The 25278-nt window shown below is 63.3% G+C and carries 26 protein-coding genes; 13 read left to right on the top strand and 13 right to left on the bottom strand.

Annotated features, from left to right (window positions below; all coding sequences use genetic code 11):
* Window positions 1-322: 322 nt before the first annotated feature.
* A complete protein-coding gene (locus AC1RJW_RS18330) occupies window positions 323-2410 on the top strand; it encodes a 3-hydroxyacyl-CoA dehydrogenase NAD-binding domain-containing protein (RefSeq protein WP_493046249.1) in 2088 nt (695 codons plus the stop codon).
* A 44-nt stretch (window positions 2411-2454) separates the two neighbouring features.
* Here AC1RJW_RS18330 and AC1RJW_RS18325 read toward each other — a convergent pair whose 3' ends face one another.
* From AC1RJW_RS18325 to AC1RJW_RS18315, 3 genes are all read right to left on the bottom strand, one after another.
* Complete coding sequence (locus AC1RJW_RS18325) at window positions 2455-3303, bottom strand: alpha/beta fold hydrolase (RefSeq protein ID WP_493046248.1); 849 nt, start codon at window positions 3301-3303, stop codon at window positions 2455-2457.
* A gap of 108 nt (window positions 3304-3411) precedes the next feature.
* Complete coding sequence (locus tag AC1RJW_RS18320) at window positions 3412-3810, bottom strand: VOC family protein (protein ID WP_493046247.1); 399 nt, start codon at window positions 3808-3810, stop codon at window positions 3412-3414.
* Window positions 3811-3911: 101 nt separating this feature from the next.
* Window positions 3912-4151 (bottom strand): DUF2798 domain-containing protein, encoded by a 240-nt coding sequence (locus AC1RJW_RS18315; protein ID WP_493046246.1) that lies wholly within the window; start codon window positions 4149-4151, stop codon window positions 3912-3914.
* 110 nt (window positions 4152-4261) lie between these two features.
* Between AC1RJW_RS18315 and AC1RJW_RS18310 the strand changes: the two genes are divergently transcribed.
* Complete coding sequence (locus AC1RJW_RS18310) at window positions 4262-5203, top strand: LysR family transcriptional regulator (RefSeq protein WP_493046245.1); 942 nt, start codon at window positions 4262-4264, stop codon at window positions 5201-5203.
* Between the two features lie 112 nt (window positions 5204-5315).
* Window positions 5316-5519, top strand: coding sequence for a hypothetical protein (locus AC1RJW_RS18305; protein ID WP_475414353.1), 204 nt, complete (start codon window positions 5316-5318; stop codon window positions 5517-5519).
* A gap of 107 nt (window positions 5520-5626) precedes the next feature.
* Here the strand turns inward: AC1RJW_RS18305 and AC1RJW_RS18300 are convergent, their stop codons facing one another.
* Window positions 5627-7327 (bottom strand): MFS transporter, encoded by a 1701-nt coding sequence (locus AC1RJW_RS18300; protein ID WP_493046244.1) that lies wholly within the window; start codon window positions 7325-7327, stop codon window positions 5627-5629.
* A 232-nt stretch (window positions 7328-7559) separates the two neighbouring features.
* Between AC1RJW_RS18300 and AC1RJW_RS18295 the strand changes: the two genes are divergently transcribed.
* From AC1RJW_RS18295 to AC1RJW_RS18280, 4 genes are all read left to right on the top strand, one after another.
* Window positions 7560-8738 carry an acetyl-CoA C-acyltransferase gene (locus tag AC1RJW_RS18295; protein ID WP_493046243.1) on the top strand — a complete coding sequence of 393 codons (1179 nt, stop codon included), beginning with the start codon at window positions 7560-7562 and terminating at the stop codon, window positions 8736-8738.
* Window positions 8739-8864: 126 nt separating this feature from the next.
* A complete protein-coding gene (locus AC1RJW_RS18290; RefSeq protein ID WP_289897829.1) occupies window positions 8865-9167 on the top strand; it encodes a Dabb family protein in 303 nt (100 codons plus the stop codon).
* Window positions 9168-9229: 62 nt separating this feature from the next.
* Window positions 9230-10231: an NADP-dependent oxidoreductase gene (locus AC1RJW_RS18285; protein WP_493046242.1), complete on the top strand. Its 1002-nt coding sequence runs from the start codon at window positions 9230-9232 to the stop codon at window positions 10229-10231.
* 60 nt (window positions 10232-10291) lie between these two features.
* Window positions 10292-10720 carry a GNAT family N-acetyltransferase gene (locus AC1RJW_RS18280; protein ID WP_493046241.1) on the top strand — a complete coding sequence of 143 codons (429 nt, stop codon included), beginning with the start codon at window positions 10292-10294 and terminating at the stop codon, window positions 10718-10720.
* A 60-nt stretch (window positions 10721-10780) separates the two neighbouring features.
* On the opposite strand, the gene AC1RJW_RS18275 is transcribed toward AC1RJW_RS18280, so the two are convergent.
* From AC1RJW_RS18275 to ygfZ, 9 genes are all read right to left on the bottom strand, one after another.
* Window positions 10781-11791: an ABC transporter permease subunit gene (locus AC1RJW_RS18275; RefSeq protein ID WP_070311868.1), complete on the bottom strand. Its 1011-nt coding sequence runs from the start codon at window positions 11789-11791 to the stop codon at window positions 10781-10783.
* A 24-nt stretch (window positions 11792-11815) separates the two neighbouring features.
* Window positions 11816-13315, bottom strand: coding sequence for a sugar ABC transporter ATP-binding protein (locus tag AC1RJW_RS18270; RefSeq protein WP_493046240.1), 1500 nt, complete (start codon window positions 13313-13315; stop codon window positions 11816-11818).
* Between the two features lie 81 nt (window positions 13316-13396).
* Window positions 13397-14332: an ABC transporter substrate-binding protein gene (locus AC1RJW_RS18265; RefSeq protein WP_493046239.1), complete on the bottom strand. Its 936-nt coding sequence runs from the start codon at window positions 14330-14332 to the stop codon at window positions 13397-13399.
* 65 nt (window positions 14333-14397) lie between these two features.
* Window positions 14398-15348, bottom strand: a complete 951-nt coding sequence (gene tal, locus AC1RJW_RS18260; protein WP_493046238.1) for a transaldolase — start codon at window positions 15346-15348, stop codon at window positions 14398-14400.
* 2 nt (window positions 15349-15350) lie between these two features.
* On the bottom strand, window positions 15351-16835 hold the full coding sequence (xylB, locus tag AC1RJW_RS18255; protein ID WP_493046502.1) for a xylulokinase: 1485 nt from the start codon (window positions 16833-16835) through the stop codon (window positions 15351-15353).
* A gap of 31 nt (window positions 16836-16866) precedes the next feature.
* Window positions 16867-17874, bottom strand: a complete 1008-nt coding sequence (locus tag AC1RJW_RS18250) for a LacI family DNA-binding transcriptional regulator (protein WP_493046237.1) — start codon at window positions 17872-17874, stop codon at window positions 16867-16869.
* Between the two features lie 266 nt (window positions 17875-18140).
* On the bottom strand, window positions 18141-18878 hold the full coding sequence (locus AC1RJW_RS18245) for an NRDE family protein (RefSeq protein ID WP_493046236.1): 738 nt from the start codon (window positions 18876-18878) through the stop codon (window positions 18141-18143).
* Entirely contained in the window at window positions 18869-19159 is a 291-nt protein-coding gene (locus tag AC1RJW_RS18240; protein ID WP_493046235.1) for a DUF4936 family protein, read from the bottom strand. Before AC1RJW_RS18240 ends, AC1RJW_RS18245 begins: the two co-directional genes overlap by 10 nt.
* 7 nt (window positions 19160-19166) lie before the next feature.
* Window positions 19167-20285 (bottom strand): CAF17-like 4Fe-4S cluster assembly/insertion protein YgfZ, encoded by a 1119-nt coding sequence (ygfZ, locus tag AC1RJW_RS18235; protein ID WP_493046234.1) that lies wholly within the window; start codon window positions 20283-20285, stop codon window positions 19167-19169.
* 176 nt (window positions 20286-20461) lie between these two features.
* On the opposite strand from ygfZ, the gene mltG reads away from it, so the two are divergent.
* From mltG to AC1RJW_RS18205, 6 genes are all read left to right on the top strand, one after another.
* Window positions 20462-21448, top strand: a complete 987-nt coding sequence (gene mltG / locus AC1RJW_RS18230) for an endolytic transglycosylase MltG (RefSeq protein ID WP_493046233.1) — start codon at window positions 20462-20464, stop codon at window positions 21446-21448.
* Window positions 21449-21472: 24 nt separating this feature from the next.
* The gene (gene tmk, locus AC1RJW_RS18225; RefSeq protein ID WP_493046232.1) at window positions 21473-22114 is read left to right on the top strand and encodes a dTMP kinase; all 642 of its coding nucleotides are present in this window, start codon (window positions 21473-21475) and stop codon (window positions 22112-22114) included.
* 16 nt (window positions 22115-22130) lie between these two features.
* Window positions 22131-23159, top strand: a complete 1029-nt coding sequence (locus AC1RJW_RS18220; RefSeq protein WP_493046231.1) for a DNA polymerase III subunit delta' — start codon at window positions 22131-22133, stop codon at window positions 23157-23159.
* Between the two features lie 146 nt (window positions 23160-23305).
* On the top strand, window positions 23306-23692 hold the full coding sequence (locus AC1RJW_RS18215) for a VOC family protein (protein ID WP_493046230.1): 387 nt from the start codon (window positions 23306-23308) through the stop codon (window positions 23690-23692).
* 70 nt (window positions 23693-23762) lie between these two features.
* Window positions 23763-24395, top strand: a complete 633-nt coding sequence (locus AC1RJW_RS18210; protein WP_099408551.1) for a carbonic anhydrase — start codon at window positions 23763-23765, stop codon at window positions 24393-24395.
* 92 nt (window positions 24396-24487) lie between these two features.
* Window positions 24488-25267, top strand: coding sequence for a TatD family hydrolase (locus AC1RJW_RS18205; protein WP_493046229.1), 780 nt, complete (start codon window positions 24488-24490; stop codon window positions 25265-25267).
* Window positions 25268-25278 lie beyond the last annotated feature (11 nt).

The raw sequence follows: 25278 nt of genomic DNA, 5'->3' as shown, positions 1-25278 counted from the left end.
AAAACAAGGGGTGGGAATAAATAATGTAAAAATTGTCGCAATTGACCCATGCCGGCATATAACAAACGCCTTCTTTCGCATAATAAAACGCCGTTATTATTATTGCGGTTTTATTATTTAAATGAATATCCAAGTGATAGCTTCTCCCGGAGCTTGCTGCTTGCAGCAGAATCTTTCCGTAAATGATGTTGTACCATGGCGTAGCATGCTGGCGGCCGCGCGCACACGACAAAAATAATACGAGCGTTCTTTTATGCGGTATAGTAAAGCTTCATCCCTTGCAACCACCTCATACATTGAGCAAAACCAATAAGGAAGAGACATGAGTGCTGAATATCAAGTGAACGGCGCCGTTGCCGTCATTACCCTCGCCAATCCGCCCGTCAATGGCCTGGGCCTGGCGACGCGCACGGCCGCCGTGGCCGGCATCCGCCAGGCGCTGGCAGACGAGTCCGTCAAAGCCATCGTCATCACGGGCGCCGGCAAGGCCTTCTCCGGCGGCGCCGATATCAAGGAATTCAATTCGCCCAAGGCGCTCACGGAACCGACCCTGCACACCCTGATCAACGTCGTCGAACAGTCGACCAAGCCGGTCGTGGCGGCGATCCACAGCGTCTGCATGGGCGGCGGCCTGGAGCTGGCGCTGGGCTGCAACTACCGCGTGGCCGCGCCCGGCGCGCAGATGGCCTTGCCGGAAGTCAAGCTGGGCATCTTGCCGGGCGCGGGCGGCACGCAGCGCCTGCCTCGCGTGCTGGGCCTGGAAATGGCCCTCAACATGATCGTCTCGGGCACGCCCGTGGCGTCCGAGAAACTGGCCGGCACGGCCCTGTTCGATGAAGTCATCGCCCCCGGCGCCGACTTGCTGGCCGCCGCCGTGGCCTTCGCCACGAAGATAGCCGACGTGCGCCCGCTGCCGAAAGTGCGCGAGCGCAAGGTCGACTACCCGAACCATGAAGCGTTCCTGCAGTTTTCGCGCAATACCGTCAAGGCCATGTCCGGCCCGTTCCCGGCACCGCTGAAATGCGTCGATGCCGTGGCGGCCGCCGTGACGATGAAATTCGACGATGGCTTGAAATACGAGCGCGAACTGTTCATGCAGCTGGTGCAGTCGCCGGAATCGAAAGCCCTGCGCCACGCCTTCTTTGCCGAGCGCGTCGCCAGCAAGGTGCCCGACGTGCCGTCCGATACGCCCGTGCGCGCGATCGCCAGCGCGGCCATCGTGGGCGCCGGCACCATGGGTGGCGGCATCGCCATGAACTTCGCCAACGCGGGCATCCCCGTGATACTGCTGGAAACGAAGCAGGAAGCGCTGGACAAGGGCCTGGCCACCATCCGCAAGAATTATGAAAACACGGTGAAGAAGGGCAAGTTGACGCAGGACAAGGCCGAGCAGCGCATCGCGCTGGTCAGCGGCACGTTGGCGTATGCCGACATCGCGCAAGCCGACATCGTCATCGAAGCCGTGTTCGAAGAGCTGGGCGTGAAGGAAACCGTCTTCAAACAGCTTGACGCCGTCATGAAGCCGGGCGCCATCCTTGCCTCGAACACGTCTACCTTGGACCTGGACAAGATCGCCGCGTTCACCCAGCGCCCGCAAGACGTGATCGGCACGCATTTCTTCAGCCCCGCGAACGTCATGAAACTGCTGGAAATCGTCCGCGGCAAGGAAACGGGCAAGGACGTGCTGGCCACGGCGCTGGCGCTGTCGAAAAAACTGAAGAAGACGGGCGTCGTCTCGGGCGTATGCGACGGTTTCATCGGCAACCGCATGATCGAGCAGTACAGCCGCCAGGCCGGTTTCCTGCTGGAAGAAGGCTGCTTGCCGGAGCAGGTCGACAAGGCCGTCGAGAAATTCGGCTTTGCCATGGGCCCGTTCCGCATGGGCGACCTGGCCGGCAACGATATCGGCTGGGCCATCCGCAAGCGCCGCTACGTGGAAAAACCGGACGTCACGTATTCGAAGACGGCCGACCTGCTGTGCGAACTGGGGCGCTATGGCCAGAAGACGGGCGCCGGCTGGTATGACTACAAGGCGGGCGACCGCAAGGCGTATCCGTCGGAACAGGTCAACGCGATGATCGTTCAGCATTCCGCCGACATCGGCGTGACGCGGCGCAAGATCAGCGACCAGGAAATCGTCGAACGCCTCGTGTATGCGCTGGTTAATGAAGGCGCGCGCATCCTGGAAGAGGGCATCGCCCTGCGCGCCTCGGATATCGACATGGTGTATTTGACGGGCTACGGCTTCCCCCTGTTCCGCGGCGGCCCGATGTTCTACGCGGACACGGTGGGCTTGCCGAACGTGCTCGATACCATCAATGGCTACGCGAAAGGCCGCCACGGCGAAGCGTGGACGCCGGCGCCCCTGCTGGTGAAACTGGCGGGCGAGGGCAAGGGTTTCAATAGCTGATTCAGGTGCCGAATGCAAAAAGGGCAGATTTCTCTGCCCTTTTTTTATTTCTTCTTCGCCACCATCTTGACCGCCTCGTTGACGATGACAGGGTTGTCCTTCTGGATGTAGTAGCCGGCCCCCGTGATGCGCTCGATGGCCGGCGCGCCGGACAGGCGCTGCCAATCCTTTTCCTGGGCCCGCACGACGTTCTCGAACGAGCCCATTTCCTCGATGCCGAACTTGTCGCGCACCAGCAGCATGGCGGGCACGCGCAGCGGGCTGTTCATGTCGACGTGCTGCAGACATTGCGTCTGGGCATCGAATTCGGCCGATTCCGTACTGTTGAACATGAGTTTGCGCCGCGTCTTCACGAGCATGGCGTAGGTGGACGCGTCCGTCTGCAGGCGGTTCCACTGCTGCGGGTGCGTGGGATCGAGCAGGACCAGGCCGGCCACGTCCTGCGGGTACAGCCGGGCATACACATACTGGTACAGTCCGCCCAAGCCGTGGCCGACCAGCACATACGGCGGCTTCAGGCCCGCCTGCGCCAGCAGGGCGCGCTGCTGGGCGGCGATGGTGCAGGGGTCGCGCGGCGTGGTGGTCTTCTGGCTGTCGCCATAGCCGGGACGGTCGTACACGAGCACGCGGTGCTGTCTGGCCACTTCGGGCACCACCTTGGCCCATACATCCTTGCCGTCGCCCATGGCCGACTGGAACACGACGGGCAAGCCGCCCTGGCCGCTCAGGGTATACGCGATGCTGGCGTCGGGCAGGGCGGCCGTGGCCGGCACGCCGGGCATGACCGGGGTCGATGGCAACAGGGAGCAGCCGGAAAAACAGCCTGCGAGCAGCAGGCCGGCGCTGGAGAGGAGCATGGTGCGCGCGGGGCGGCCGACGAATAGATGATGCATGAATCTCCTTCTTGATGCGGGGACCGGGGACCAGTATGGCGTGCCAGCCATTATAGGCAAAACCATATGGAAGTGGAAATGCCGAACAGAAGCGGATTTCCCCACCTGTCAGCCGGCGTCGGCCTGGTGGCAGACGGCTTCGATGCGGTTGCCGTCCGGATCGAACAGAAAGGCCGCGTAATAGCTGGCGTGGTAGTGGCGCAGACCGGGTGCGCCCAGGTCGATGCCGCCATGCGCCAGGCCCGCGTGCCAGAACGCTTCCACGGCCGCGCGCGAGGGGGCCTTGAAGCAGCAATGGCGGCGCGGCGCGTCGTCAGGCTGCGGGCCCAGGCGCACGGAAAAATAGCTGCGTTCGGGGTGTTCCGCATCGCTGCGCTGGCCATAGCCTATCCAGGCATTGGCATGGTCGCTGCCCACCTTGGGCACGTCCAGCGCGGCGAAGACGGCGTCGTAGAAGCGCTCGGCGCGTTCCAGGTCGCTGACGGTGAGGGAGACGTGATCGAGCATGGGCACTCCGCTGTAAAAACAAGGACGGCCATAGCATAGCCCGGATCACGGCGGCTGTGGGCGGGAGTGACCGAGTGATACCGCCGGCGGCCGACTGCCGGTTAAGGGCGGCGGGCCAGCCGCGCCACGATACTGCGGCTCATCAGCTGCACGCGGGGCGCGAACAGCATCACGGCGCAGAAGGCCACGGGCCAGGCGGCAAGGAACGCGTGGCGCCAGCGGGGCAGGAAGTCTGCCTGCAGGCCGATATTGAGCCAGGTGACCCAGGCGCTCATCAGCAGGGTCATGACCAGCGACATCAGGAAGGCAAATACGCAGCGCAGGCGCAGGGCGTCGGACATGGGACACTTTCAAAATGGTGAAGATATGCAGCGTAACGACTTGCAGCAATCTATACTAGAGCCATATTTTTAATTTCAAATTCCGAAAATGCAATCATGTTCGACGAATCATGCTTGATGACCTAGCCCTGTTTGTCGCCATCGTCGAGGCGGGCAGCCTGCATGCGGCGGCCGTCAAGGAAGACTTGCCCGCCGCCACCGTCACGCGCCGGCTGCAGAAGCTGGAAAGCCAGCTAGGCTACCGCTTGCTCAACCGCAGCGCGCGCCGCCTGCAGCCGACGGCGGAAGGCTGGCAATACTACGAGCAGTGCCGTCCCCTGGTGCACGCCTTGCGGCAGGCGACGCAGCAGCTCGACGCCAGCCTGTCGGCCGTCTCGGGCAGCATCCGCGTGCTGGCGCCCGTGAACTTCGCCAGCGGCTTGCTGACGCCCGCCTGGGTCAGCTTCATGCAGCAGTATCCGGACATCCGCCTGGAACTGGAACTGTCGAACCTGCTGCAAGATCTGGTGGGCAGCGGCGCCGACCTGGCCATCCGCGTGGGCGCGCTCGACGACTCCTCGCTGATGCAGCGCCGCCTGGGCAGCGCCGCGCTGGTGATGGTGGCCGCGCCAGCCTACCTGGCGCGCGCCGGCGTGCCGCGCGACTTGCAGGAACTGGAGCGGCACGAGCTGATCGTGGCCGAACCGCTGCGCAGCTGGCGCTTGCGGCGGCCCGGCGACGGCGCCGAAATGCTGATCGAACCGCAGGCGCGCCTGCGCGTCAATGAAATGCGCCTGGCCGTGGAAATGGCCGACGCGGGCATCGGCATCTTGCTGTGCCCGCTTTTGCAGTGCCGCGACGAGGTGGCGCGCGGTTCGCTCGTGCGCGTGCTGCCCGACTGGATGCCGCAGCCGCGCCACGTGTATGCCGTGTGGACGCAGCGACGCTACCTGCCGGCCCGCGTGCGCGTGCTGCTCGAGCACCTGGCGGCGTTTGCGGCGGCCAATCCGCTGCTGAACGGGGAGCTGGACGGGCAGGATGCCCCGTTGTCCTCAATCCTTTCTATTAAGTAATACCGAGCGCTTGTACTTTCCGCCGGGATCGCGTTAAGATAAAGCCGCACGCTTATCCAGCGGGCAATCTGGTGTTTTTTCGCGCAATCCGTCCCTATCCATGAGAGTAGCAATGAAATATCTGATCGTTCCCTTCTTGCTGGCGATGACCGGCTGCGAAGTACTGTATGACGCGAACCGGGACAAGATCGGCGAGTACTGCAATAGCCTGAACAATTTCGACGACCGCAATGCCTGCCGCAAGCGCAACCAGACCAGCTACCAGGAATACGTGCAGCAGCGCGACCAGGTAAAAAAGGGCAAGAGCGACAAATAAGCCTGCCGCCGCCTGCGCCGCATACGCCGCATAAAAAAAACGCCGCTGACCAGTCAGCGGCGTTTTGCTTTGCGGGCCCCGGCCTGGCGGCCAGGGCTTGCAACGGATCAATCGTCGGCGTAGATATTGTTGTCCTTGGTTTCCTTGACGAACAGGGTGCCGATCACGACAGTCGCCAGGGCGACGACGATCGGATACCACAGGCCGTAATAGATGTCGCCCTTGAAAGCCACCAGCGCGAAGGCCGTGGTCGGCAGCAAGCCGCCGAACCAGCCGTTACCGATATGGTAGGGCAGGGACATCGAGGTGTAACGGATACGCGTCGGGAACATTTCCACCAGCATGGCGGCGATCGGGCCGTACACCATGGTGACGTACAGCACCAGGATGAACAGCAGCAAGACGACCATCGGCTTGTTGATCTGGTCCGGATCGGCTTTCGCAGGGTAGCCCGCTTCCTTGATGCCGGCGCCGATTTCCTTCTTCAGCGCTGCTTCATGGGCCTTGCTTTCCGCATCGAAGTTCAGGCCATCGGGCGTCATGACGGCGTTAAACGACGTGAATTCCTTCGTACCGATGCGCACCTTGGCGATTGAGCCGGCCGGCGCGTCTTCCTTCGTGTAGTTCACCGAGCTGTTCGACAGGAAGCCCGTGGCGATGTCGCACGACGACGGGAACTTCTTGGTACCCGTCATGTTGAACTGGAAGTGGCAGGAAGCGGGATCGGCTACCACCACCACTGGCGAGTTCTTCAGTGCCGCTTCCAGCTGCGGATTGGCGAAGTGGGTCAGGCCGCTGAAGATCGGGAAGTAGGTCAGGGCGGCGATCAGGCAGCCGCCGAGGATGATGTACTTGCGGCCGATGCGGTCCGACAGGCTGCCGAAGAACAGGAAGAACGGCGTGGCCAGCAGCAGGGCGATGGCGACGAGCACGTTGGCCGTGGCCAGGTCCACTTTCAGGGTCTGGATCATGAAGAACAGGGCGTAGAACTGGCCCGTGTACCAGACGACGGCCTGGCCGGCGGTCAGGCCGATCAGGGCCAGGATGACGATCTTCAGGTTCTTCCACTTGCCGAACGCTTCCGTCAGCGGCGCCTTCGAGGTCTTGCCCTCGGCCTTCATCTTGGCAAATGCCGGCGATTCATTCATGGCCAGGCGGATCCACACAGAAATACCCAGCAGGATGACGGAGACCAGGAAGGGAATGCGCCAGCCCCAGGCCTCGAAATCCTTCTCGCCCGTCGCCAGGCGGGTGCCCAGGATGACCATCAGCGACAGGAAGAAGCCCAGCGTGGCCGTCGTCTGTATCCACGCCGTGAACGCGCCGCGCTTGCCTTCAGGCGCGTGCTCGGCCACGTAGGTGGCTGCGCCGCCGTATTCGCCGCCCAGCGCCAGGCCTTGCAGGATGCGCAGGATGACGAGGATGATCGGTGCGGCGATGCCGATGGACGCATGGCCCGGCAGCAAGCCGACGATGAAGGTGGAGCCGCCCATGATCAGAATCGTGATCAGGAAGGTGTACTTGCGGCCGATCATGTCGCCCAGGCGGCCGAAGACCAGCGCGCCGAACGGACGCACGATGAAGCCGGCGGCAAAGGCCAGCAGCGCGAAAATGAAGGTGGTGGTGGGGTCGCCGATGAAGAATTGCTTGGCGATGATGGATGCCAGCGAACCGTACAGGTAAAAATCGTACCATTCAAAAACGGTGCCCAAGGAGGACGCAAAGATGACCTTGCGTTCCTCGGGCGTGATCGGCGTGCCCTTGGTGGACATTTTCCGTACGTCGGCCGGGCCGGATGATGATGCCATGGTTTGTCTCCCTATGTTTTATAGTGAACTGGTGCCGAGGTCTTTTTGACCATTCTTGCAACAGCTTGGGGCGAGTGTGTTCTCCGAACCTTACGTCATGCTTGCTTGAAACTTACACCAAGCTTACAAATCGCCATGCGCCGGAACTTTGCGAACGACCGTACTTAAATGTGCTATTCTGCTTCCGAGCTAACATCATTGACCACATAACATTCCCACAAGGAGACACAGCATGAATGAAGCCGTCATCGTATCGACCGCCCGCACGGGCCTGGCCAAGTCCTGGAAGGGCGCGTTCAACATGACGCATGGCGCCACCCTGGGCGGCCATGTGCTGGCCGCCGCCGTCGAGCGCGCGCGCATCGAGGCGGAGGAAGTGGAAGACGTGCTGGTCGGCTGCGCCTTCCCCGAAGGCGCCACGGGCGGCAATATCGCGCGCCAGGTGGCCTTGCGCGGCGGCTGCCCCGTCACCACGGCGGGCATGACCGTCAACCGTTTCTGTTCCTCGGGCTTGCAGGCGATCGCCCTGGCGGCGCAGCGCATCATCGCGGGCGAAGGCGATATCTATGCGGCGGGCGGCGTGGAATCGATTTCCTGCGTGCAAAATGAAATGAATACGCATATGTACCGCGAGGTCTGGCTGCAGCAGCACAAGCCGGAAGTGTACTGGCCCATGCTGCAGACGGCGGAAACCGTGGCCAAGCGCTACCAGATTTCGCGCGAGCGGCAAGATGTGTATGGCGCGCAAAGCCAGCAGCGCGCAGCAAGCGCCCAGGCCGCCGGCCTGTTCGACGCGGAAATCGTGCCGATGACCACCATCATGGGCGTGGCCGACAAGTCCAGCGGCATGCTGGTCTCGCGCGAAGTGACGATTTCCAGCGACGAAGGCATCCGTGCCGACACGACCTATGACGGCGTGGCGAAGATCCGCCCGGCCATCCCGGGCGGCGTCATCAGCGCCGGCAATGCCAGCCAGTTCTCCGACGGCGCGTCCATGGCCATCGTGATGAACGCGAAAGTGGCCGAAGCGAAAGGCTTGCAGCCGCTGGGCATCTTCCGCGGCTTTGCCGTGGCCGGCTGCGAACCCGATGAAATGGGCATCGGCCCCGTCTACGCCATCCCGAAACTGCTGAAAAAGGCGGGCTTGACGGTGGCCGACATCGGTCTGTGGGAACTGAACGAAGCGTTCGCCGTGCAAGTGCTGTACTGCGCCGACACGCTGGGCATCCCCATGGACCGCCTGAACGTCAACGGCGGGGCGATTGCCGTGGGCCACCCGTACGGCGTGTCGGGCGCGCGCCTGACGGGCCACGCCTTGATCGAAGGCAAGCGCCGCGGCGTCAAATACGTGGTGGTGACCATGTGCATCGGCGGCGGCCAGGGCGCGGCCGGGCTGTTCGAAGTGCTGTGATGTAGATCAAACCCAGTCTGCGGGCGGCTTCCAGGGCCGCCCGTTTGCATTCCGCGCCCATTGCCTGCAAGGCGCGCCGATAGCGGGTACAGTAATGCTTCATTTATAAACAACCAGCCTGCCGCCATGATCAAGCACATCGTTTTCTGGAAACTCAAAGACCACGCCGAAGGCGCCGACCGCGCCACGAATGCCCTGAAACTGAAGGCCCTGCTCGATTCCTGTTCGGATTTGGTGCCCGGCATCCTGAAATTCGAGGCAGCCGTGGCCCAGCCCGGCCTGGAAGCCACCTACGACATCGTCCTGTACAGCGAGTTCGCCAGCCGCGAGGCGCTCGATGCCTACCAGAACCATCCCGAGCACGTGAAGATCAAGCCGTTTTTTGGCGCTGTGCGCGAAGCGCGGCAGTGTATGGACTATGAGATTTAATGATTGAATTACCCCAGCCCTTCGCTTTAGGGTTCAGCTTGTTCATCCAATAAGGAGCATTCATGACCACCTACCAACGCATCGTCCTCGCCGCGCGCCCCGCCTCGAATGAGGAAGTGCAGCCGGCACATTTTCGTCTGGAAACCAAAGATATTCCCGCCATCACGGATGGGCAATTGCTGGTGCGCAACCAGTTCCTGTCGCTCGATCCCTACATGCGCGGGCGCATGAGCGCCAATAAAAGCTATGCGGCGCCGCAGGCGCTCGATGAAACCATGATCGGCGGCACGGTAGGCGTGGTGCTGGAATCGAAGCATCCGAAGTTCGCCGTCGGCGACACGGTGGTCGGGACTCTGGGCTGGACGGAAGTGGCCGTGTCGGACGGCACCATGCTGCGCAAGGTTGACACGACGCATATCCCCTCCTCGGCCTACCTGGGTTCCGTCGGCATGCCGGGCATGACGGCCTGGTATGGCTTGAACCAGATCATGGCGCCGAAAGCGGGCGAAACCGTGGTGGTATCGGCCGCCAGCGGCGCCGTGGGCAGCGTCGTGGGCCAGCTGGCGAAATTGAAAGGCTGCCGCGTGGTCGGCATCGCGGGCGGGGCGGAGAAATGCGCGTACGTCGTCGAGGAGCTGGGTTTCGATGCCTGCATCGACTACAAGGCGGGCAACCTGGCAGCTGACCTGGCGGCGGCCACGCCGGATGGCATCGACGCCATCTTTGAAAACGTGGGCGGCGCCGTGTTCGACGCGGCCCTGGCCCGCACCAACGCCTTTGGCCGCGTGGCCGTGTGCGGCTGGATCGCCGGCTACAACGGCGAGCCGACGCCGCTCGACAATGCGCGCCTGATCCTCACCAACCGCCTCACCGTGCGCGGCTTCATCGTTTCCGAGCAGCCGGAATTCTGGCCGCAGGGCCTGGCGGAACTGGGTACGCTGGTGGCGACGGGCAAGCTGAAATTCCGCGAATCCGTGGCCGACGGCCTGGCCAGCGCGCCCGAAGCCTTCATCGGCTTGCTGAAAGGCCGCAACTTCGGCAAGCAGCTGGTCAAGCTCAGCTGATCTCTCTGTGGAAAGGCAGGTCGTGCGACAATAACGGCCTGTCTCTTTCTACATTACACCATGACCAAGCACACCATCCGCCTCGGCGACTGGACCACCCTGGGCCCCGACGCCACCGCCATCCGTTTTGAAGTATTCGTCGATGAACAGAAAGTGCCGGCCGAGATCGAACTCGACGACATGGACGTCGTCTGCCTGCATGCCGTGGCTTATGATGACGCCGGCAACGCCGTCGGCACGGGCCGCTTATTGCCCGATGGCCACATCGGCCGCATGGCCGTGCGCCTGCCGGGCCGCGGCACGGGCGTGGGCGGCGCCATTTTGACCTTGCTGATGGACAAGGCGCGCGAACGCGGTGATGCGGCGGTGGTGCTGAACGCGCAAACCGTGGCCGCGCCATTCTATGCGCGCCACGGTTTCGTGCAGCAGGGGGACGTGTTTGAAGAGGCGGGGATTGCGCATGTGGAAATGCGCCTGCAGTTTGCCTGATTGATCAGGGCAGGGTGCGCCGCACGGCGTCCGGGGAGCTGGACGCCGTATGCAATGCCATTAGTTCTGCGCGTGGCTCTGGCGCCATTTGTCGAGGATGACAGCCAGCACGATCACGACACCTTTCGCCACATACTGCCAGAACGACGACAATCCCAGGATCGTCAAGCCATTGTTCATCACGCCGATGATCAGGGCGCCGATGACGGTGCCCCAGACGGAACCGACGCCGCCCATCAGGCTCGTTCCGCCCAGCACGACGGCCGCGATGGCGTCGAGTTCATAACCGGTACCCCAGTTGCCGTTGGCCGCATACAGGCGGCTGGCCGACATGGCGCCGCCCAGGCCCGCGAACAGGCCGCTGATGGTGTAGACAAACATCAGCACGAGACCGACCTTGATCCCCGTCAAACGGGCCGCCTGGATATTGCCGCCGACGGCGTAGATATGCAGGCCCAGCGTCGTCTTGCGCAAAATAAACCAGGTCAGCAGAACGACGGCCGCCGCCAGCCAGATCAGCCAGGGCACGGCCAGGAAGCTGCCGTTGCCCATCCATTCGAAGCTGGGGATTTCCGTGTTCAGCACGCTGGTGCCATCGGCCAGCAGATAGGCCGCGCCGCGCAGGGCCGTCATGGTGCCCAGGGTCACGACGAAGGGGTTCAGGCCGACGAGGGCGACCAGCACGCCGTTCAGCGCGCCCAGCAGCAAGCCGACGATGAGGAAGGCGGGAATCGAAAAGCCGGCGAACTGGGCCGACAAGGACATCAGCATGCCTGCCACGGCCGAGACGGCCAGCACGGAGCCGACCGATAAATCGATGCCGCTGGTCAAAATGACGAAGGTCATGCCCGAGGCCAGCACGATATTGATCGAGACCTGGCGGAAGATATTCATGGTGTTGTTGCTGGTCATGAACGTGGACGTGCCGTCGGCCGAGAAATACACGGTCAGGCCATACATGGCCAGGTACAGCACGACCAGCACGGGCAGCATGCCCAGGCGGCGCATCAGGTTCGAGGCATTGAAGGGTTCGCCGGCGCGCGGGGCGCCGCGGGTGGTACTAGTTGTCATGGTCTATCTCCTGAATGATTATTCTTATGCCGCTTCCAGCTGGGTGGCGTAGGCAAGGATGTTTTCCTGCGTAATATCGTCGCCCGTCACTTCGCCCGTCAGGCGTCCTTCGCACATCACCATCACGCGGTCGCAGATGCCGACCAGCTCGGCCAGTTCGCTGGAAATGCACAGCACGGCCGTGCCCGCATCCGCCAGCTGGTGGATGATCTTGTAGATTTCACTCTTCGCGCCCACGTCCACGCCCCGCGTCGGTTCGTCGAGGATGAGGACTTTCGGCGCGATGGCCAGCCAGCGTGCCAGCAAGACTTTCTGCTGGTTGCCGCCGGAGAGCCCCCCGACGATGCCGTCCGGGCCGGAGACCTTGACGTTCAGGTTGGTAATCGCCTCGCGCGTGAGCTGCGTCAGGGCGCCACGGTTGACCACGCCCGCCGTGGAATGCCTGGACAGGATATTCATCGACATGTTTTCCATGGCCGACAACTGCATGAACAAGCCCAGGCTCTTGCGGTCTTCCGGCAAATAGCCGATGCCGTGGCGGATGGCTGCCAGCGGCCGCTGGATGTGCACTTCCTGGCCGTCGAGCCACACTTGCCCCGATTGCTTCCTGTCCGCGCCAAAGATCAGGCGCGCCAGTTCCGTGCGGCCCGCGCCCACGAGTCCCGCCAGGCCCGTCACTTCGCCCGCATGCAGGGCAAACGAGGCGGGCTTGACCTTGCCGCCGCCCACGTTTTCCACGCGCAAGCGCTCGGCGCCCCGCGTGGTGCGGCGCTGGTGCGAATAGAAGTCGTCGGCGGGACGGCCTACCATCATTTGCACGACTTTCTTTTGATCCAGCTCATCCTTGCCCAGCTCGCCCACATAGGCGCCGTCGCGCAGCACCGTGATGCGGCGCGCCAGGCGTTCCACCTCGGCCATGCGATGGCTGATGTAGAGCACGGCCAGGCCCTTGTCGCGCTGTTCTTCGATGATACGGAACAATTGTTCGGTTTCCCGGTCGGACAGGGCGGCAGTGGGCTCGTCCATGATCAGGATGCGGCTTTCGTGCACGAGGGCGCGGGCGATTTCCACCTGCTGCTGCTCGGCGATCGACAGGGTAGCTACCATCGTGTCGGCATCGAAGCGGGAACCGAGGTCGGCCAGGATGGCGTTCGTGCGCGCACGCATCTCGCCGCCCTTGACGGTCCAGAACGGTCCTTGCGGTTCGCTGCCCATGAAGACGTTCTGCGCCACCGTCATGTTCTTGGCCACGCTCAGTTCCTGGTAGATCAGGTTGATGCCGAGCGCGCGGGCCTCGCCCGGGTTGCGGATCTTGATCGGCTTGCCGTCGAGAATGATTTCGCCCGCATCCGGCGTGTACACGCCCGAGAGGATTTTCATCAGGGTGCTCTTGCCGGCGCCATTTTCGCCCATTACGGCATGGATTTCGCCGCTGCGCACCGTCAGGTGCACGCCGCGCAACGCGCGCGTGGCGCCAAAGCGCTTCTCGATGCCGCGCATTTCAAAAATAATATCGTCGCTCATGGGAATATCCTTGCTGGTGAAACTGCTGCCCGCCCTTGGGCCATGGCCGGGGCGGGCAACACGTGGTTCAGGTCAGGCAGATCAGTTCTTTACCCAGCCCGTGTAGGTGGCGACGTTTTCCTTGGTGATGGCCGGGGTCGGCAACAGCACCATGGTCTGTTTCGGCGTGCGGCCGTTCATGATGTCGTAGCCCATCTGCACGGCGTCCGTTGCCATGCGGTACGGATTTTGCGCCGAGGTGGCGGCAAACAGGCCGGCCTTGTTTTTCAGGGCGTTCTGGCCGTCCGGCGCGCCATCGACGGCCGTGATCAGTTTCACGTCCGTGCGTTTCGATTGCTTGATCGCCAGTTCGGCGCCGATGCCCGTCGGATCGTTGATGGCGAACACGCCGTCGATCTTCGGATGGGCCGTCAGCAGGTTCGACATCACGGTCATGCCGCCGTCGCGGCTGCCGCCCGCATTCTGGTTGTCGGACAGGATCTTGATATCCTTGAACGCGGCCAGGGTCTTCTTGCAGCCGTTCACGCGGTCGATCACGGAGGTGACGGGCGGGCCGTTGAGGATCACCACGTTGCCCTTGCCGCCGATCTGCTTGGCCAGGTAGGCGCACGACACGTCGCCCGCCATGGTGTTGTCGGACATCACGGTGGCCGAAGCGCCCACGGCGCCCACGTCGACGGCGATCACGACCACGCCCGCATTGCGCGCCTTCTTGATGGCCGGAGCGATGCCCTTGGAATCGACGGCGTTCAGGATGATGATGTCGGTCTTGTTGGCGATAAAGTTCTCGATCTGGTCCACCTGGGTGTTCAGGTCATACTTGCTGGAAACAGTGGTGACTTTCACACCGGGGCCACCGAGCTTTTTCGCGCTTTCTTTTGCGCCGCGGCCAATCGCGACAAAAAACGGGTTGGCCAGGTCGCCCACGCTCACACCGATCGATTTCAGCGGTTTGTCGGCGGCAAAGGCGCCGCAGGCGGCGGACAGCAGCAGGGTGGCGGTAATGACTTTTTTCATGAGGATCTCCAAGGGTTTTTATTGTAAAAACAAACGGTGCTACGGGTAAAAAACTGGGTGCAAACTTATTGGCTGCGCAATTTCTCGATCATGGCATCGAGCTTGCCCGCATCGACGGCAAAGCCGCGGATGCCTTCGGCCAGCTTCTCGGTCGCCATCGCATCGTCGTTCAGGGCGTAGCGGAAGGCGGCCTCGTCATACGTGACGGCCGGCTGCGCCGCACCCAGGTCGCCGCCCAGCGCGCGCTCGAACGGCGCACTTGACGCTTCGAGCTTTGCCAGCAAGTCCGGGCTGATGGTCAGCAGATCGCAGCCGGACAGTGCCGTGATCTGCCCCACGTTGCGGAAGCTGGCGCCCATCACTTGCGTGGCGATGCCATGTTGCTTGTAGTAATTAAAGATGCGCGTGACCGATTGCACGCCTGGATCGTTGGACAGGCTGCGCGCCGCTTCGTCCCATGCCGCGCCCAGCGATTTTTTATGCCAATCGTAGATGCGGCCCACGAACGGCGAAATCAGCCGCACTTTGGCATCGGCGCAGGCGACGGCCTGGCAAAACGCGAACAGCAGGGTCAGGTTGCAAAAGATGCCATCTTTTTCCAGTTCGCGCGCGGCCTGGATGCCTTCCCAGGTGGCGGCGACCTTGATCAGCACGCGCTCACGGCTAATGCCGGCTTGCTCGTACAGGGCGATCAGGCGGCGCCCGCGGGCCACGGTGGCATCGCGGTCAAAGCTCAAACGGGCATCGACTTCCGTCGACACGCGGCCCGGCACCACTTTCAGGATTTCCAGGCCGAAACGCACCAGCACCTGGTCGACGATATCGTCCAGCGACGCGGTTTTGTGCGCGGCAACCGTGCTTTCCAGCAAGGGCGCGTAATCGGGCTGCAGCACGGCTTTTAAAATCAGCGACGGATTGGTGGTGGCGTCTTGCGGCGCGAAACGGGCCAGTTGCAAAAAGTCGCCCGTGTCGGCGACGACGGTGCTGTGTTGCTTCAATTGTTGCAGCTGATTCATTGCTATTCCTTATCACTGAGTTGGTGCAGAGCTTGCACGGCGGGAAACAGGCTACGGTAGCGGCCGTAGCGGATGCTCAAGGCTGCGCTGTGCGCGGCATCGGGCAGGAAAGTGTTTTTGATAGGTAAGCCCTGCGTCAGCAGGCTGGCGTCGCCGATGGCGGCAAAGCCCAGCTTGGCCGCACCGAGGCTGGCCGACAGCTCGCTGTTGTGCAAGGTGCGCATTTCGCGTCCCAGCACATTGGCCAGCAGCTGCGCCCAGTACTGGCTGCGCGCGCCGCCGCCCACCAGCATGCAGTGCGGCACCACGGCGCCCGTCGAGGTGACGGCCGCCATGGCGTCGCGCAAGGCAAACGCCACGCCTTCGAGCACGGCGTAACCGAGCTGCGCCGGCGTGCTGTCGTGGCCCAGCTGCAAAAAGGCGCCGCGCACCTGCGGGTCGTTGTGCGGCGTGCGTTCGCCCGACAGGTAGGGCAGGAACAGGGGCGCCGATGGCGCGATGGGCGCATCGAGCGGCAGGGCGCTTTCCACCAGCGCCAGCAGGGCGGCCTCGTCGGGCTGGCCCAGCACGCCAGTGGCCCAGCGCAGGCAACTGGCGCCGGACAGGATCGCGCCCATCGCATACCAGCGGCCGGGCAGGGCGTGGCAAAAGCTGTGCACGCCGCCGGCAGGGTTGCCCAGGGGCGCTTCGGTCACACTGACGATGGCGGCGCTGGTACCGAGCGAAATGAAACTGTCGCCGCCGTTGACGGCGCCGATGCCCACGGCCGAGACGGGATTATCTCCGCCGCCGCTCGCCACCACCACGTCCATGGGCAAGCCCAGCTTGTCGGCGATGGCGGCCGGCACGGTACCCGTGGCCGCGTCGCCTTCGGCCAGCGCCGGCATCTGTTCCGCACGCAAACCGCAGGCGGCCAGCATGGGCGCGTACCAGGCGCGAGCGGCCTCGTCCAGCCACAGGGTGCCGGCCGCGTCGGACATGTCCGTCAGCTTGATCCCCGTCAAGCGCAGGCGCAGATAGTCTTTCGGCGACAGCAGGCAGGCGATGGCGGCAAACGCGGCCGGCTCATGCTTTTGCAGCCACAGCAGTTTCGGCGCCGTCAGGCCCGCCATGGGCAGGCTGCCCGTCACGTCCGCGTAGGCGGGATAGTCGCGCGCCAGGCTGGCCGCTTCGGCTTCGGCGCGCGCGTCGTTCCACAGGATGGCGGGACGGATCACGTTGTCGTTGCTGTCGAGCAGCACGGCGCCATGCATCTGGCCCGACAGGCCGATGCAGGCGATGCGCGCGTAGTCCTGCGGCCAGCCGGCGCGCAGCTGCGCCAGGGCGTTGACGCAGGCGGCCCACCAATCCTGCGGCGCTTGTTCGGACCAGCCCGGCTGCGGGCGGCTGGTATCGATGCGCACGGACGCCTGGCCGCGCACGGCGCCGGTGCCGTCCATCAGCACGGTTTTCAGTTCGGAGGTACCGAGGTCGATACCGAGGGAAATCGCTGGATGCATGTTGATTTACAGTGAAAGGTCAGGGGCAGCCGCAGGAGTTGCGCACGCGCAAGGTCGGCGACAAACGTTGCACATGCTGGGCGCGGCCCGGGTTGGCGATACGGTCGATCAGGAGGTCGACGGCCATGGCGCCCAGCTCTTCGAGCGGCTGGGCCATCACGGTCAGGCGGGGGCTGAAGTAATCGGCCCAGTCGAAATCATCGAAACCGGCCAGCGCGACGTCTTGCGGTACCGCAATCTGTGCGTCGCGCAAGGCGTGCATGGTGCCGATGGTCATCAGGTTATTCCCGGCCACGATGGCCGTCGGGCGCTGTCCAGCAGGCAGGGCCAGCAGTTCGCGCGTGGCCGCGCCGCTGCGCTCCAGATTCGAGTCGCCCGAGCGCAGCAGGTCCGGATCGAAGGCGATGTTGGCGCGCTGCAATGCCAGGCGGTAGCCTTCGATACGCTCGTGCGTCGTGGACAGGCCGGGCGCGCCGCTGATGAAGCCGATGCGGCGGTGGCCGTGGGCCGCGATCAGATGGCTGACCAGTTCTGCCGTCGCCTCGATGTTTTCCACGCCCACCTGGTCGAACGGCTGCGGCGACATGCGGTCGACCAGTACGGAAGCGATCTTGTTGCTGGTCAAATAGTCGAGGGTGCGGTTGTGCGCGTCGCCGGACGGCGCCAGCACGATGCCGTCGACCCGGCGCTGGTGCAGGTTCTGCACCACCTTGAGTTCCTGTTCGGGATCGTCATGCGTATCGGAAAACAGCATCATCAGGCCGTGGCGCGTGCAGGCGGCCTCGATGGCGCGCACGGTTTCACTGAAGTAATGATTGGTGAAGGCGGAAATGGCCACGCCGATGGTGCCCGACGACGAGCCGGCCAGCGCGCGGGCCAGCATGTTCGGCACATAGCCGATCTGCTGCATGGCCGCGTTGACGGCGGCGACGGTTTTCGGGCTGACCTTGCGGGTGCCGTTGAGTACGTGCGAAACGGTCGACAGCGATACGTCCGCCGCGCGCGCTACATCTTCCATGGTGGCCATGGTGTCTCCTGATGGTTTTATTCTTATTGTGTGCTGCGATAGTGTGCGGCTGTGTCGCCGCGTTGGAATCCATCGTAAACAAAAGAAAGCGCTTGCGCAAGCGCTTTCTTTTTTGTGCGGATGGGTGGTGGGTGGGTTTTCGATGAGGATAGGGGAAGCTTGCGTAGGTCGGATTAGCGCGCCGCAGGCGCGCGTAATCCGACAGCGGGGATGGTGATGATGCCGGTGTGGTGGTGTCGGCTTACGCGCTTGCGCGCTAACCCGACCTACTGAATCACCAGCTCATGCAGTTCGCCGGGAGAGTCCGGGAACAGTTTGACGACGGTGGAGGTGCGCGTGCCGTAACCGGGCGTTTCGATGCAGACGGCGGACAGCACGCGCTCGAGGTCGAGCGGCACGCCCGTGTCGGGCAGACGGAAGTCCGGGGCGCGCGTGGTGTCGGCCAGCATGTCGAAGTAGGCTTCGTCGGGCGCGCCCTGGCACAGCAGGCTGGCGAACTGGGCCTTGGTCTTCAGCACCTTGGGCCACGGCGCGTCGAGCAGGGCGTTCGACAGGCCGTAGATGCCCGGTTCCAATGGCTGGCCATTGCGCGCATCGCCATCGCCCCGGTTGGAAAACCAGATCAGCGTAGTGGCGTCGCCCAGCACCAGGTTAAAACCGTTGTAGGCTTTGCAGCCGGGGCGGATCTGCGCGATATAGTCCTGCGGCGACATGCTGCCGGCCAGGTAGTCGGCCACCAGGGCGCCGCGCGAGGGGGCGTCCGGGTTGCGGTCTTGCGGGCTGCGGATATTCGTGATGGCGGCAAAGCGCGAGCTGCCGCTGCCGGCCTGGGTGATGCCCATCCAGCTGCCGCCCGCCTGCAGGTCGCGGCCCGCATACACTTGCGGGTGTTCGGGCCAGGCCCCGGCGGGGGCGCTGGCGCGTTCATAGAATTCGTCGCGGTTGGCGGCGGCAATCAGCGGGATGTGCGGATTGACTTTCCAGGCAAAAACGATCAGGCACATGGGGGCAAATCCATGAACACTTCCGTGTGGCGTGCACCCGCCGTCAGGGACAGCAAGCCCGCTTCCTCGGCGGCCGCGGCCAGTTGTTCGGCAAAACCTTCGCCGACGACGGGATAGATTTCCATCCACGTCTGCAAGCCATCCTCGGCCTCGGGACGGCGCTTGAGTTGCGGCGCCACGCCGGACGCGGCCGCCAGTTTCGCCTGCAAGGCGCGCACGCGCGCTTCCAGCGCCTGGGCGTGCTCTTCCTTCACTTGATAGTAAATGTACAAATCTTTCATGGCATTCTCACAAGTCGAGTGCGTCGAGCACGTAAGGCATGGGCAGGAAATGCACGGCCGCACCCTGGGCCGAGCCGTAGCGCACGGCGCCGGCGGCGCTTGAACCTTCTGCTATCGCCCCCAACTTCATTTCGACGAGGGCGTCAAAGCCGCCCACGCCGTTCGGCGCGGCGTTGACGACCATGCCGCAAGGCTGCTCGGGGTCGCTGACGGCAAACAGTTCGCCGCCGGCCACGACGCTGGCGTCAGCGATGCTGACGAGGGTGGTGCGGCGCTTGAGCTTGCCCAAGTACTGGCTGCGCGCGACGATTTCCTGGCCCGGGTAGCAGCCTTTCTTGAAATTGACGCCGCCCAGCAGCTCGAAGTTGACCATCTGCGGCACGAATTGCTCTTGCGTGGCGGCCGTGATCTGCGGGATGCCCGCATGGATGTCCGACAATTGCCAAACGTCATTGCCGCCCTTGGCCAGCTGTTGCGTCAATTGCGGCCACACGTCGCGCGCCGTGGCGGCGGACGTCAGCCATTCATAGCGGGCGCTGCCGAAGGCATCGGCCACACGCAGCAGGGTGCCCAGCGCATGCTCGACCTTGCTGAACGGCGTGGCGGGCAGGGCGGGGAACCAGGCCGACAGGGCCGCGCCGGCTTGCCTGCCGCCGAGGCCCAGCATGACCTGGTTCGCGTCATCAAACGTCGCATCGTGCAGCTTGGCCTTGGCGCGCAGCACGAACATCTGCAGGCGCTTCTGGATGGCGGGCTGTATGGCGCGCGGCAATTGCAGATAAATGGTGGTGGCGTTGCGCCACATCAAAAAACTGGCCAGCAGGCGGCCCTTCGGCGTGCAGTAGCCGGCCAGGCGCACTTGCTCCTGGTTCAGGTGTTCCACGTCGTTGGTCAGCTGGCCGTGCAGGAAACTGGCTGCCTCGTCGCCGGTCAGGCCGATCAAGCCCTGGTCCGTGATGGCCGCGACAAAACCTTCTTGCAGCTGGGGCACTGTCAGGGAGTGGCCAAAATCGGCGATGGGGGAGACGCTGGTGGCAAGCGCGGTGCCGTCAGGCGCGTTCTCGGCGGCAAGGGGGCGGGCGCCTTGGGCAGTTAAAAATTGATTCCAGTTATTCATAATTTCCATTAGATCAGCGATTAAGCATTATCATTACGGGTTCATTATAGTGATGTCGCGCAGATTGCGTCGGCAGCGGCAAGATTGCCAGTGTTGGCGCCGCTTTGCGCGCACTTGCTTCACAAATGAACGATCATAACAAGCGCGCGTTGCCCGTCAGCGAGCGCATCACAAGAATCGGAACAATGGCTTTCTTTAAAAAACTTGTAGTCAGTTCAGTCATCGCCGCCATCGGCGTGGGCGGTACTTTTGTGTATTGGGCACAGCAGCCCATCACCACGGACGGCGAAGCGATTCCGTTTACGATCAGCCCGGGCAGTGGCGCGCATGCGGCCGGCCAGCAGATCGCGGACGCGGGCGTGCCCATCGTGCCCATCCTGTTCAACATGCTGGCGCGCATCGAAGGCAAGACTTCGAAGATCAAGGCCGGTTCCTACGAGCTGAAACCGGGCACCACGCCGCAGCGTCTGATCACGCAGCTGGCGCGCGGCGAGTTCGCGCAGGAGTCGCTGACCATCATCGAAGGCTGGACTTTCAAGCAGATGCGCGCGGCGATGGCGAATCATCCCGGCCTCAAGCACGATACCGTGGGCCTGTCCGACAAGGAACTGATGGCGAAGATCAGCCCGGAATACATGTTGCCGGAAGGCCTGTTCTTCCCGGACACGTATCTGTTCGCCAAGGGTGCCAGCGAAATGCAGATTTTCAAGCAGGCGCACACGGCCATGATCGGCCGGCTGTCCGAAGCGTGGTTCAAGCGCGATCCGGCCTTGCCGTATAAAAACCCGTACGAGGCGCTGATCATGGCGTCCATCGTGGAAAAGGAAACGGGCCAAAAGTCCGAGCGCGCCATGATCGCCGGCGTGTTCGTCAACCGCCTGAAGACGGGCATGCTGCTGCAGACGGACCCCACCGTGATCTATGGCATGGGCGACAACTACCAGGGCAAGATCCGCAAACGCGACCTGGAAGCGGACACCCCGTACAATACCTACACGCGCGGCGGCCTGCCGCCCACGCCGATCGCCCTGGCTGGCGCGCAATCGCTGACGGCGGCCCTGGCGCCGGCCCGCACGCAGGCGCTGTATTTCGTCGCGCGCGGCGACGGCACCAGCCAGTTCTCGGCCAACTTGCCCGACCATAACCGCGCCGTGAACCAGTACCAGCGCTAATATCCTTATCAGATCAAGAGTTTCATGACACAACACTATCAACCCCGCTTCATCACCTTCGAAGGCATCGATGGCGCGGGCAAGTCGACGCATATCGGCTTTGTTACCGATTACCTGCGGCAGCGGGGCGTGAGCCTCGTCTCGTCGCGCGAACCGGGCGGCACCAGCCTGGGCGAAAAGCTGCGCGAACTGCTGCTGCATGAAAAGATGCACCTCGAAACGGAAGCCCTGCTGATGTTCGCCAGCCGCCGCGAACACATCGCGCAAGTCATCGCGCCCGCCCTGGAACGGGGCGAGTGGGTCATTTCCGACCGCTTTACGGATGCCAGCTTCGCCTACCAGGGCGGCGGCCGGGGCATGGACTTGCGCAAGATGGAACAGCTGGAAGCGTGGGTGCACCCGCACCTGCAGCCGGACATCACCTTCCTGTTCGACGTGCCGCTGGCCGTGGCACGCGCCCGCCTGGACGCGACGCGCGAACTCGACAAGTTCGAGCAGGAGCGATCGGACTTCTTTGCCGCCACGCGCAACGAGTACCTGCGCCGCGCGGCCCAGTTCCCGCAGCGTTTCCGCATCATCGATTCCACGCAAAGCATCGCCGATATCCAGGTGCAGCTGGCGCAACTGCTTGATGTATTGCTTGCACAAAGCACTGTAACGCGCTGATTTAAAAGAAGAAGATATGACCAGTTCTCTCTATCCGTGGCAACAGGACGCCTGGCAGCAGTTGCAAGCCTTGCGCCCGCGCATGCCGCATGCCATCCTGTTCCATGGCGCGCAAGGCATCGGCAAGGCCGACTTCATCGAGCATTTTGCGCAAGCGCTGCTGTGCGAAGACGTGCGCGCCGACGGCCATGCCTGCGGCACCTGCGCCTCGTGCGGCTGGTTTAGCCAGGGCAACCATCCCGATTACCGCCGCGTGCGTCCGGAAGCGCTGGAAGACGAGGTGGCCGACGACGGCGAAGAGGGCGAGGGCGCGAAGAAAAGCGCCAAGAGCAAGACGCCGTCGAAAGACATCAAGATCGAGCAGATCCGCAACCTGGCCGACTTCATGAACATTTCCACGCACCGGCAAGGCTTGCGCGTGGTGGTGCTGTACCCGGCCGAGGCGCTGAACACGCCCGCGTCGAACGCCTTGCTGAAGACCCTGGAAGAGCCGCCGCCGGGCACCCTGTTCCTGCTGGCATCGAACAGCCTGGACCGCTTGCTGCCGACGATCTTGTCGCGCTGCCGCAAGTTCGCCTTGCCCATGCCCAGCCACGAGCAGGCATTGACGTGGCTCAAGGCTCAAGGCTTGAACGACGCGGACAGCTGGCTGCGCGAGCAGGGCGGCGCGCCGCTGGCCGCCTTGGCCCAGTCAGAATCGGGCGGCCGCGAAGAAACGGAACAGTTGCTGCAGGTGCTGGCCCATCCCGGCGTGGAAGCGGCCCTGAAGGCGGCCGACAAATTGCAGAAGGCGCCGCTGGCGCCCCTGGTGGCGTCTTTGCAGCGCTGGCTGTACGACGTGTTCTCCGTCAAATTATCGGGCACCATCCGCTACTATCCGCGCCACCGGCGCGAGCTGGAAGCGCTGGCCGGGCGCATCAACGTCAGCCGCCTGATGGCCGCCATCAAGGCCGCCAACGAGCGCCGCGCGATTGCCGAACACCCCTTGTCGCCCAAGCTGTTCCTGGAAGACATGCTGCTCGACTACGCATCCAGTTGCCAATGAAATCAATGGCTTGCATTGCCAAGTTAAAGTAAATTGTAGCCTTCCTGGCGCGATTTGAATGACTTGGCCCCCAGACTCACGGTATCGTTTGCCACGCTTGACCCCCGGTGTTACAGTCAAGGCACTGGACAGCAACGGAGGCGTACATGCAACGAGTCACTGGCATTGGCGGCATCTTTTTCCACGCGCAAGACCCGGCCGCGCTGCGCGCCTGGTACCAGCGCCACCTGGGCCTGGACGTGCAGCCCTGGGGCGGCGCCGCCTTTACCTGGACGGATGCCGCCGGCCAACCCACGGCAGGCACCACCATCTGGTCCGTGGCAGCCAAGGACAGCGAGCAGTTTGCGCCCGGCATGGCGTCCTTCATGATCAATTACCGGGTCGACGACCTCGATGCGCTGCTGCAAGCCTTGCGCGACGAGGGCTGCACGGTGCTGGACAAGGCGCCGGACTCGGAATACGGCCAGTTCGGCTGGGTCATCGATCCTGAGGGCAACAAGGTGGAGCTGTGGCAGCCGCCAAAGGGGCAGTAGGCGGGGGCAATAGGCAATGCAGGCGCCAGATCAGCGATAATACGGGTTCGGCTAACCATTTCATTTATTTATGCGCGACATTATTGCTGGATTCCTACGTTTCCAAAAAGAGGTTTTTCCTGAGCGCCGCGAGTTGTTCAAGACCCTGGCCACGGGACAAACCCCGAAGGCCCTGTTCATTTCCTGTTCGGACAGCCGCATGGTGCCCGAACTGGTGACCCAGCGCGAACCAGGCGAACTCTTCGTGATCCGCAATGCGGGCAACATCGTGCCTTCCTACGGGCCGGAGCCGGGCGGCGTCAGCGCCACGGTGGAATTTGCCGTGTCGGCCCTGAACGTGACCGACATCGTCATTTGCGGCCATTCCGATTGCGGCGCGATGAAGGCGATCGCCACCTGCGCCTGCCTCGATCACATGCCGGCCGTGCGCAGCTGGCTGCACCATGCGGACGCGGCGCGCATGATCAACGAATCGGTCGACCATCCGACGGAACAGTCGCGCATCGACGGCATGGTGCGCGCCAACGTGGTGGCGCAACTGAATAACCTGCGCACCCATCCCTCGGTGGCGCTGGCCATGGCGCAACATCGTCTGACCCTGCATGGCTGGGTGTACGACATCGAGAACGGCTCGCTCGACGCGCTCGACGAATCGACCGGCAACTTCGTTCCGCTGGCCGAACACCCGGCCTCGCAGATGTAATCGGCTGCCAGCATCCGAACCGCCCCGGCAGGGGACGCGCGCCGCCGCCGTTCCCCTGCCAGTTTTTGCTCCCTCCGGTACAATCCCGCCTTATGTATATCGATTCCCATTGCCATATCAATTTCCCCGAGCTGGCCGCTCGCATGCCCGAGATCCTCGCCAAGATGGCCGAGAACAAGGTGACGCACGCGCTGTGCGTGTCCGTCGACTTGCCGGACTTCCCGCAGGTGCTGGCCCTGGCCGAGCAGTATCCACATATTTTCGCTTCCGTCGGCGTGCATCCGGACTACGAAGACACGCCTGAACCATCGGTGGAAGACCTGGTGCGCCTGGCCGACCATCCGAAGATCATCGCCATCGGCGAGACGGGCCTCGACTATTTCCGCCTGACGGGCGATCTGGAGTGGCAGCGCGAGCGTTTCAGGACTCACATCAAAGCATCAAGAATCACGCGCAAGCCCTTGATTATTCACACAAGAGCGGCCAGCGAAGACACGATACGCATCATGCGCGAAGAGGGCGCGGGCGTGGCCGACGGCGGCGTGGCCGGCGTCATGCATTGCTTTACGGAGTCGCTCGAAGTGGCGCGCGCCGCCATAGCCATGGATTTCTACATTTCGTTTTCCGGCATCGTCACGTTCAAGAGCGCCAAGGATTTGCAGGCCGTGGCGCTGGAAGTGCCGCTCGAGCGCATCCTCATCGAAACGGATTCGCCGTATCTGGCCCCCGTGCCGTTCCGCGGCCGCATGAACGAGCCGGGCTACGTGGCCCACGTGGCGGAATACCTGTCGATCTTGAAAGGCATCCCCCTGGACCAGGTGGCGCGCCAGACGACGGAAAATTTCTTCAAGTTATTCAATCAGTTGCCATAACTTTTTAAGGT

It is taken from the genome of Janthinobacterium sp. GW822-FHT07A03, assembly GCF_058798815.1.
The sequence above is the reverse complement of the archived record's forward strand: the minus strand, read 5'-3'. Positions and strand labels throughout refer to the sequence as shown.

Bases quoted from the DNA above. Each gene is read 5' to 3' on its own strand.
- AC1RJW_RS18330 (WP_493046249.1), top strand. From the start codon at position 323: ATGAGTGCTGAATATCAAGTGAACGGCGCCGTTGCCGTCATTACCCTC.
- AC1RJW_RS18325 (WP_493046248.1), bottom strand. From the start codon at position 3,303: ATGCATCATCTATTCGTCGGCCGCCCCGCGCGCACCATGCTCCTCTCC.
- AC1RJW_RS18320 (WP_493046247.1), bottom strand. From the start codon at position 3,810: ATGCTCGATCACGTCTCCCTCACCGTCAGCGACCTGGAACGCGCCGAG.
- AC1RJW_RS18315 (WP_493046246.1), bottom strand. From the start codon at position 4,151: ATGTCCGACGCCCTGCGCCTGCGCTGCGTATTTGCCTTCCTGATGTCG.
- AC1RJW_RS18310 (WP_493046245.1), top strand. From the start codon at position 4,262: ATGCTTGATGACCTAGCCCTGTTTGTCGCCATCGTCGAGGCGGGCAGC.
- AC1RJW_RS18305 (WP_475414353.1), top strand. From the start codon at position 5,316: ATGAAATATCTGATCGTTCCCTTCTTGCTGGCGATGACCGGCTGCGAA.
- AC1RJW_RS18300 (WP_493046244.1), bottom strand. From the start codon at position 7,327: ATGGCATCATCATCCGGCCCGGCCGACGTACGGAAAATGTCCACCAAG.
- AC1RJW_RS18295 (WP_493046243.1), top strand. From the start codon at position 7,560: ATGAATGAAGCCGTCATCGTATCGACCGCCCGCACGGGCCTGGCCAAG.
- AC1RJW_RS18290 (WP_289897829.1), top strand. From the start codon at position 8,865: ATGATCAAGCACATCGTTTTCTGGAAACTCAAAGACCACGCCGAAGGC.
- AC1RJW_RS18285 (WP_493046242.1), top strand. From the start codon at position 9,230: ATGACCACCTACCAACGCATCGTCCTCGCCGCGCGCCCCGCCTCGAAT.
- AC1RJW_RS18280 (WP_493046241.1), top strand. From the start codon at position 10,292: ATGACCAAGCACACCATCCGCCTCGGCGACTGGACCACCCTGGGCCCC.
- AC1RJW_RS18275 (WP_070311868.1), bottom strand. From the start codon at position 11,791: ATGACAACTAGTACCACCCGCGGCGCCCCGCGCGCCGGCGAACCCTTC.
- AC1RJW_RS18270 (WP_493046240.1), bottom strand. From the start codon at position 13,315: ATGAGCGACGATATTATTTTTGAAATGCGCGGCATCGAGAAGCGCTTT.
- AC1RJW_RS18265 (WP_493046239.1), bottom strand. From the start codon at position 14,332: ATGAAAAAAGTCATTACCGCCACCCTGCTGCTGTCCGCCGCCTGCGGC.
- tal (WP_493046238.1), bottom strand. From the start codon at position 15,348: ATGAATCAGCTGCAACAATTGAAGCAACACAGCACCGTCGTCGCCGAC.
- AC1RJW_RS18250 (WP_493046237.1), bottom strand. From the start codon at position 17,874: ATGGCCACCATGGAAGATGTAGCGCGCGCGGCGGACGTATCGCTGTCG.
- AC1RJW_RS18245 (WP_493046236.1), bottom strand. From the start codon at position 18,878: ATGTGCCTGATCGTTTTTGCCTGGAAAGTCAATCCGCACATCCCGCTG.
- AC1RJW_RS18240 (WP_493046235.1), bottom strand. From the start codon at position 19,159: ATGAAAGATTTGTACATTTACTATCAAGTGAAGGAAGAGCACGCCCAG.
- ygfZ (WP_493046234.1), bottom strand. From the start codon at position 20,285: ATGGAAATTATGAATAACTGGAATCAATTTTTAACTGCCCAAGGCGCC.
- mltG (WP_493046233.1), top strand. From the start codon at position 20,462: ATGGCTTTCTTTAAAAAACTTGTAGTCAGTTCAGTCATCGCCGCCATC.
- tmk (WP_493046232.1), top strand. From the start codon at position 21,473: ATGACACAACACTATCAACCCCGCTTCATCACCTTCGAAGGCATCGAT.
- AC1RJW_RS18220 (WP_493046231.1), top strand. From the start codon at position 22,131: ATGACCAGTTCTCTCTATCCGTGGCAACAGGACGCCTGGCAGCAGTTG.
- AC1RJW_RS18215 (WP_493046230.1), top strand. From the start codon at position 23,306: ATGCAACGAGTCACTGGCATTGGCGGCATCTTTTTCCACGCGCAAGAC.
- AC1RJW_RS18210 (WP_099408551.1), top strand. From the start codon at position 23,763: ATGCGCGACATTATTGCTGGATTCCTACGTTTCCAAAAAGAGGTTTTT.
- AC1RJW_RS18205 (WP_493046229.1), top strand. From the start codon at position 24,488: ATGTATATCGATTCCCATTGCCATATCAATTTCCCCGAGCTGGCCGCT.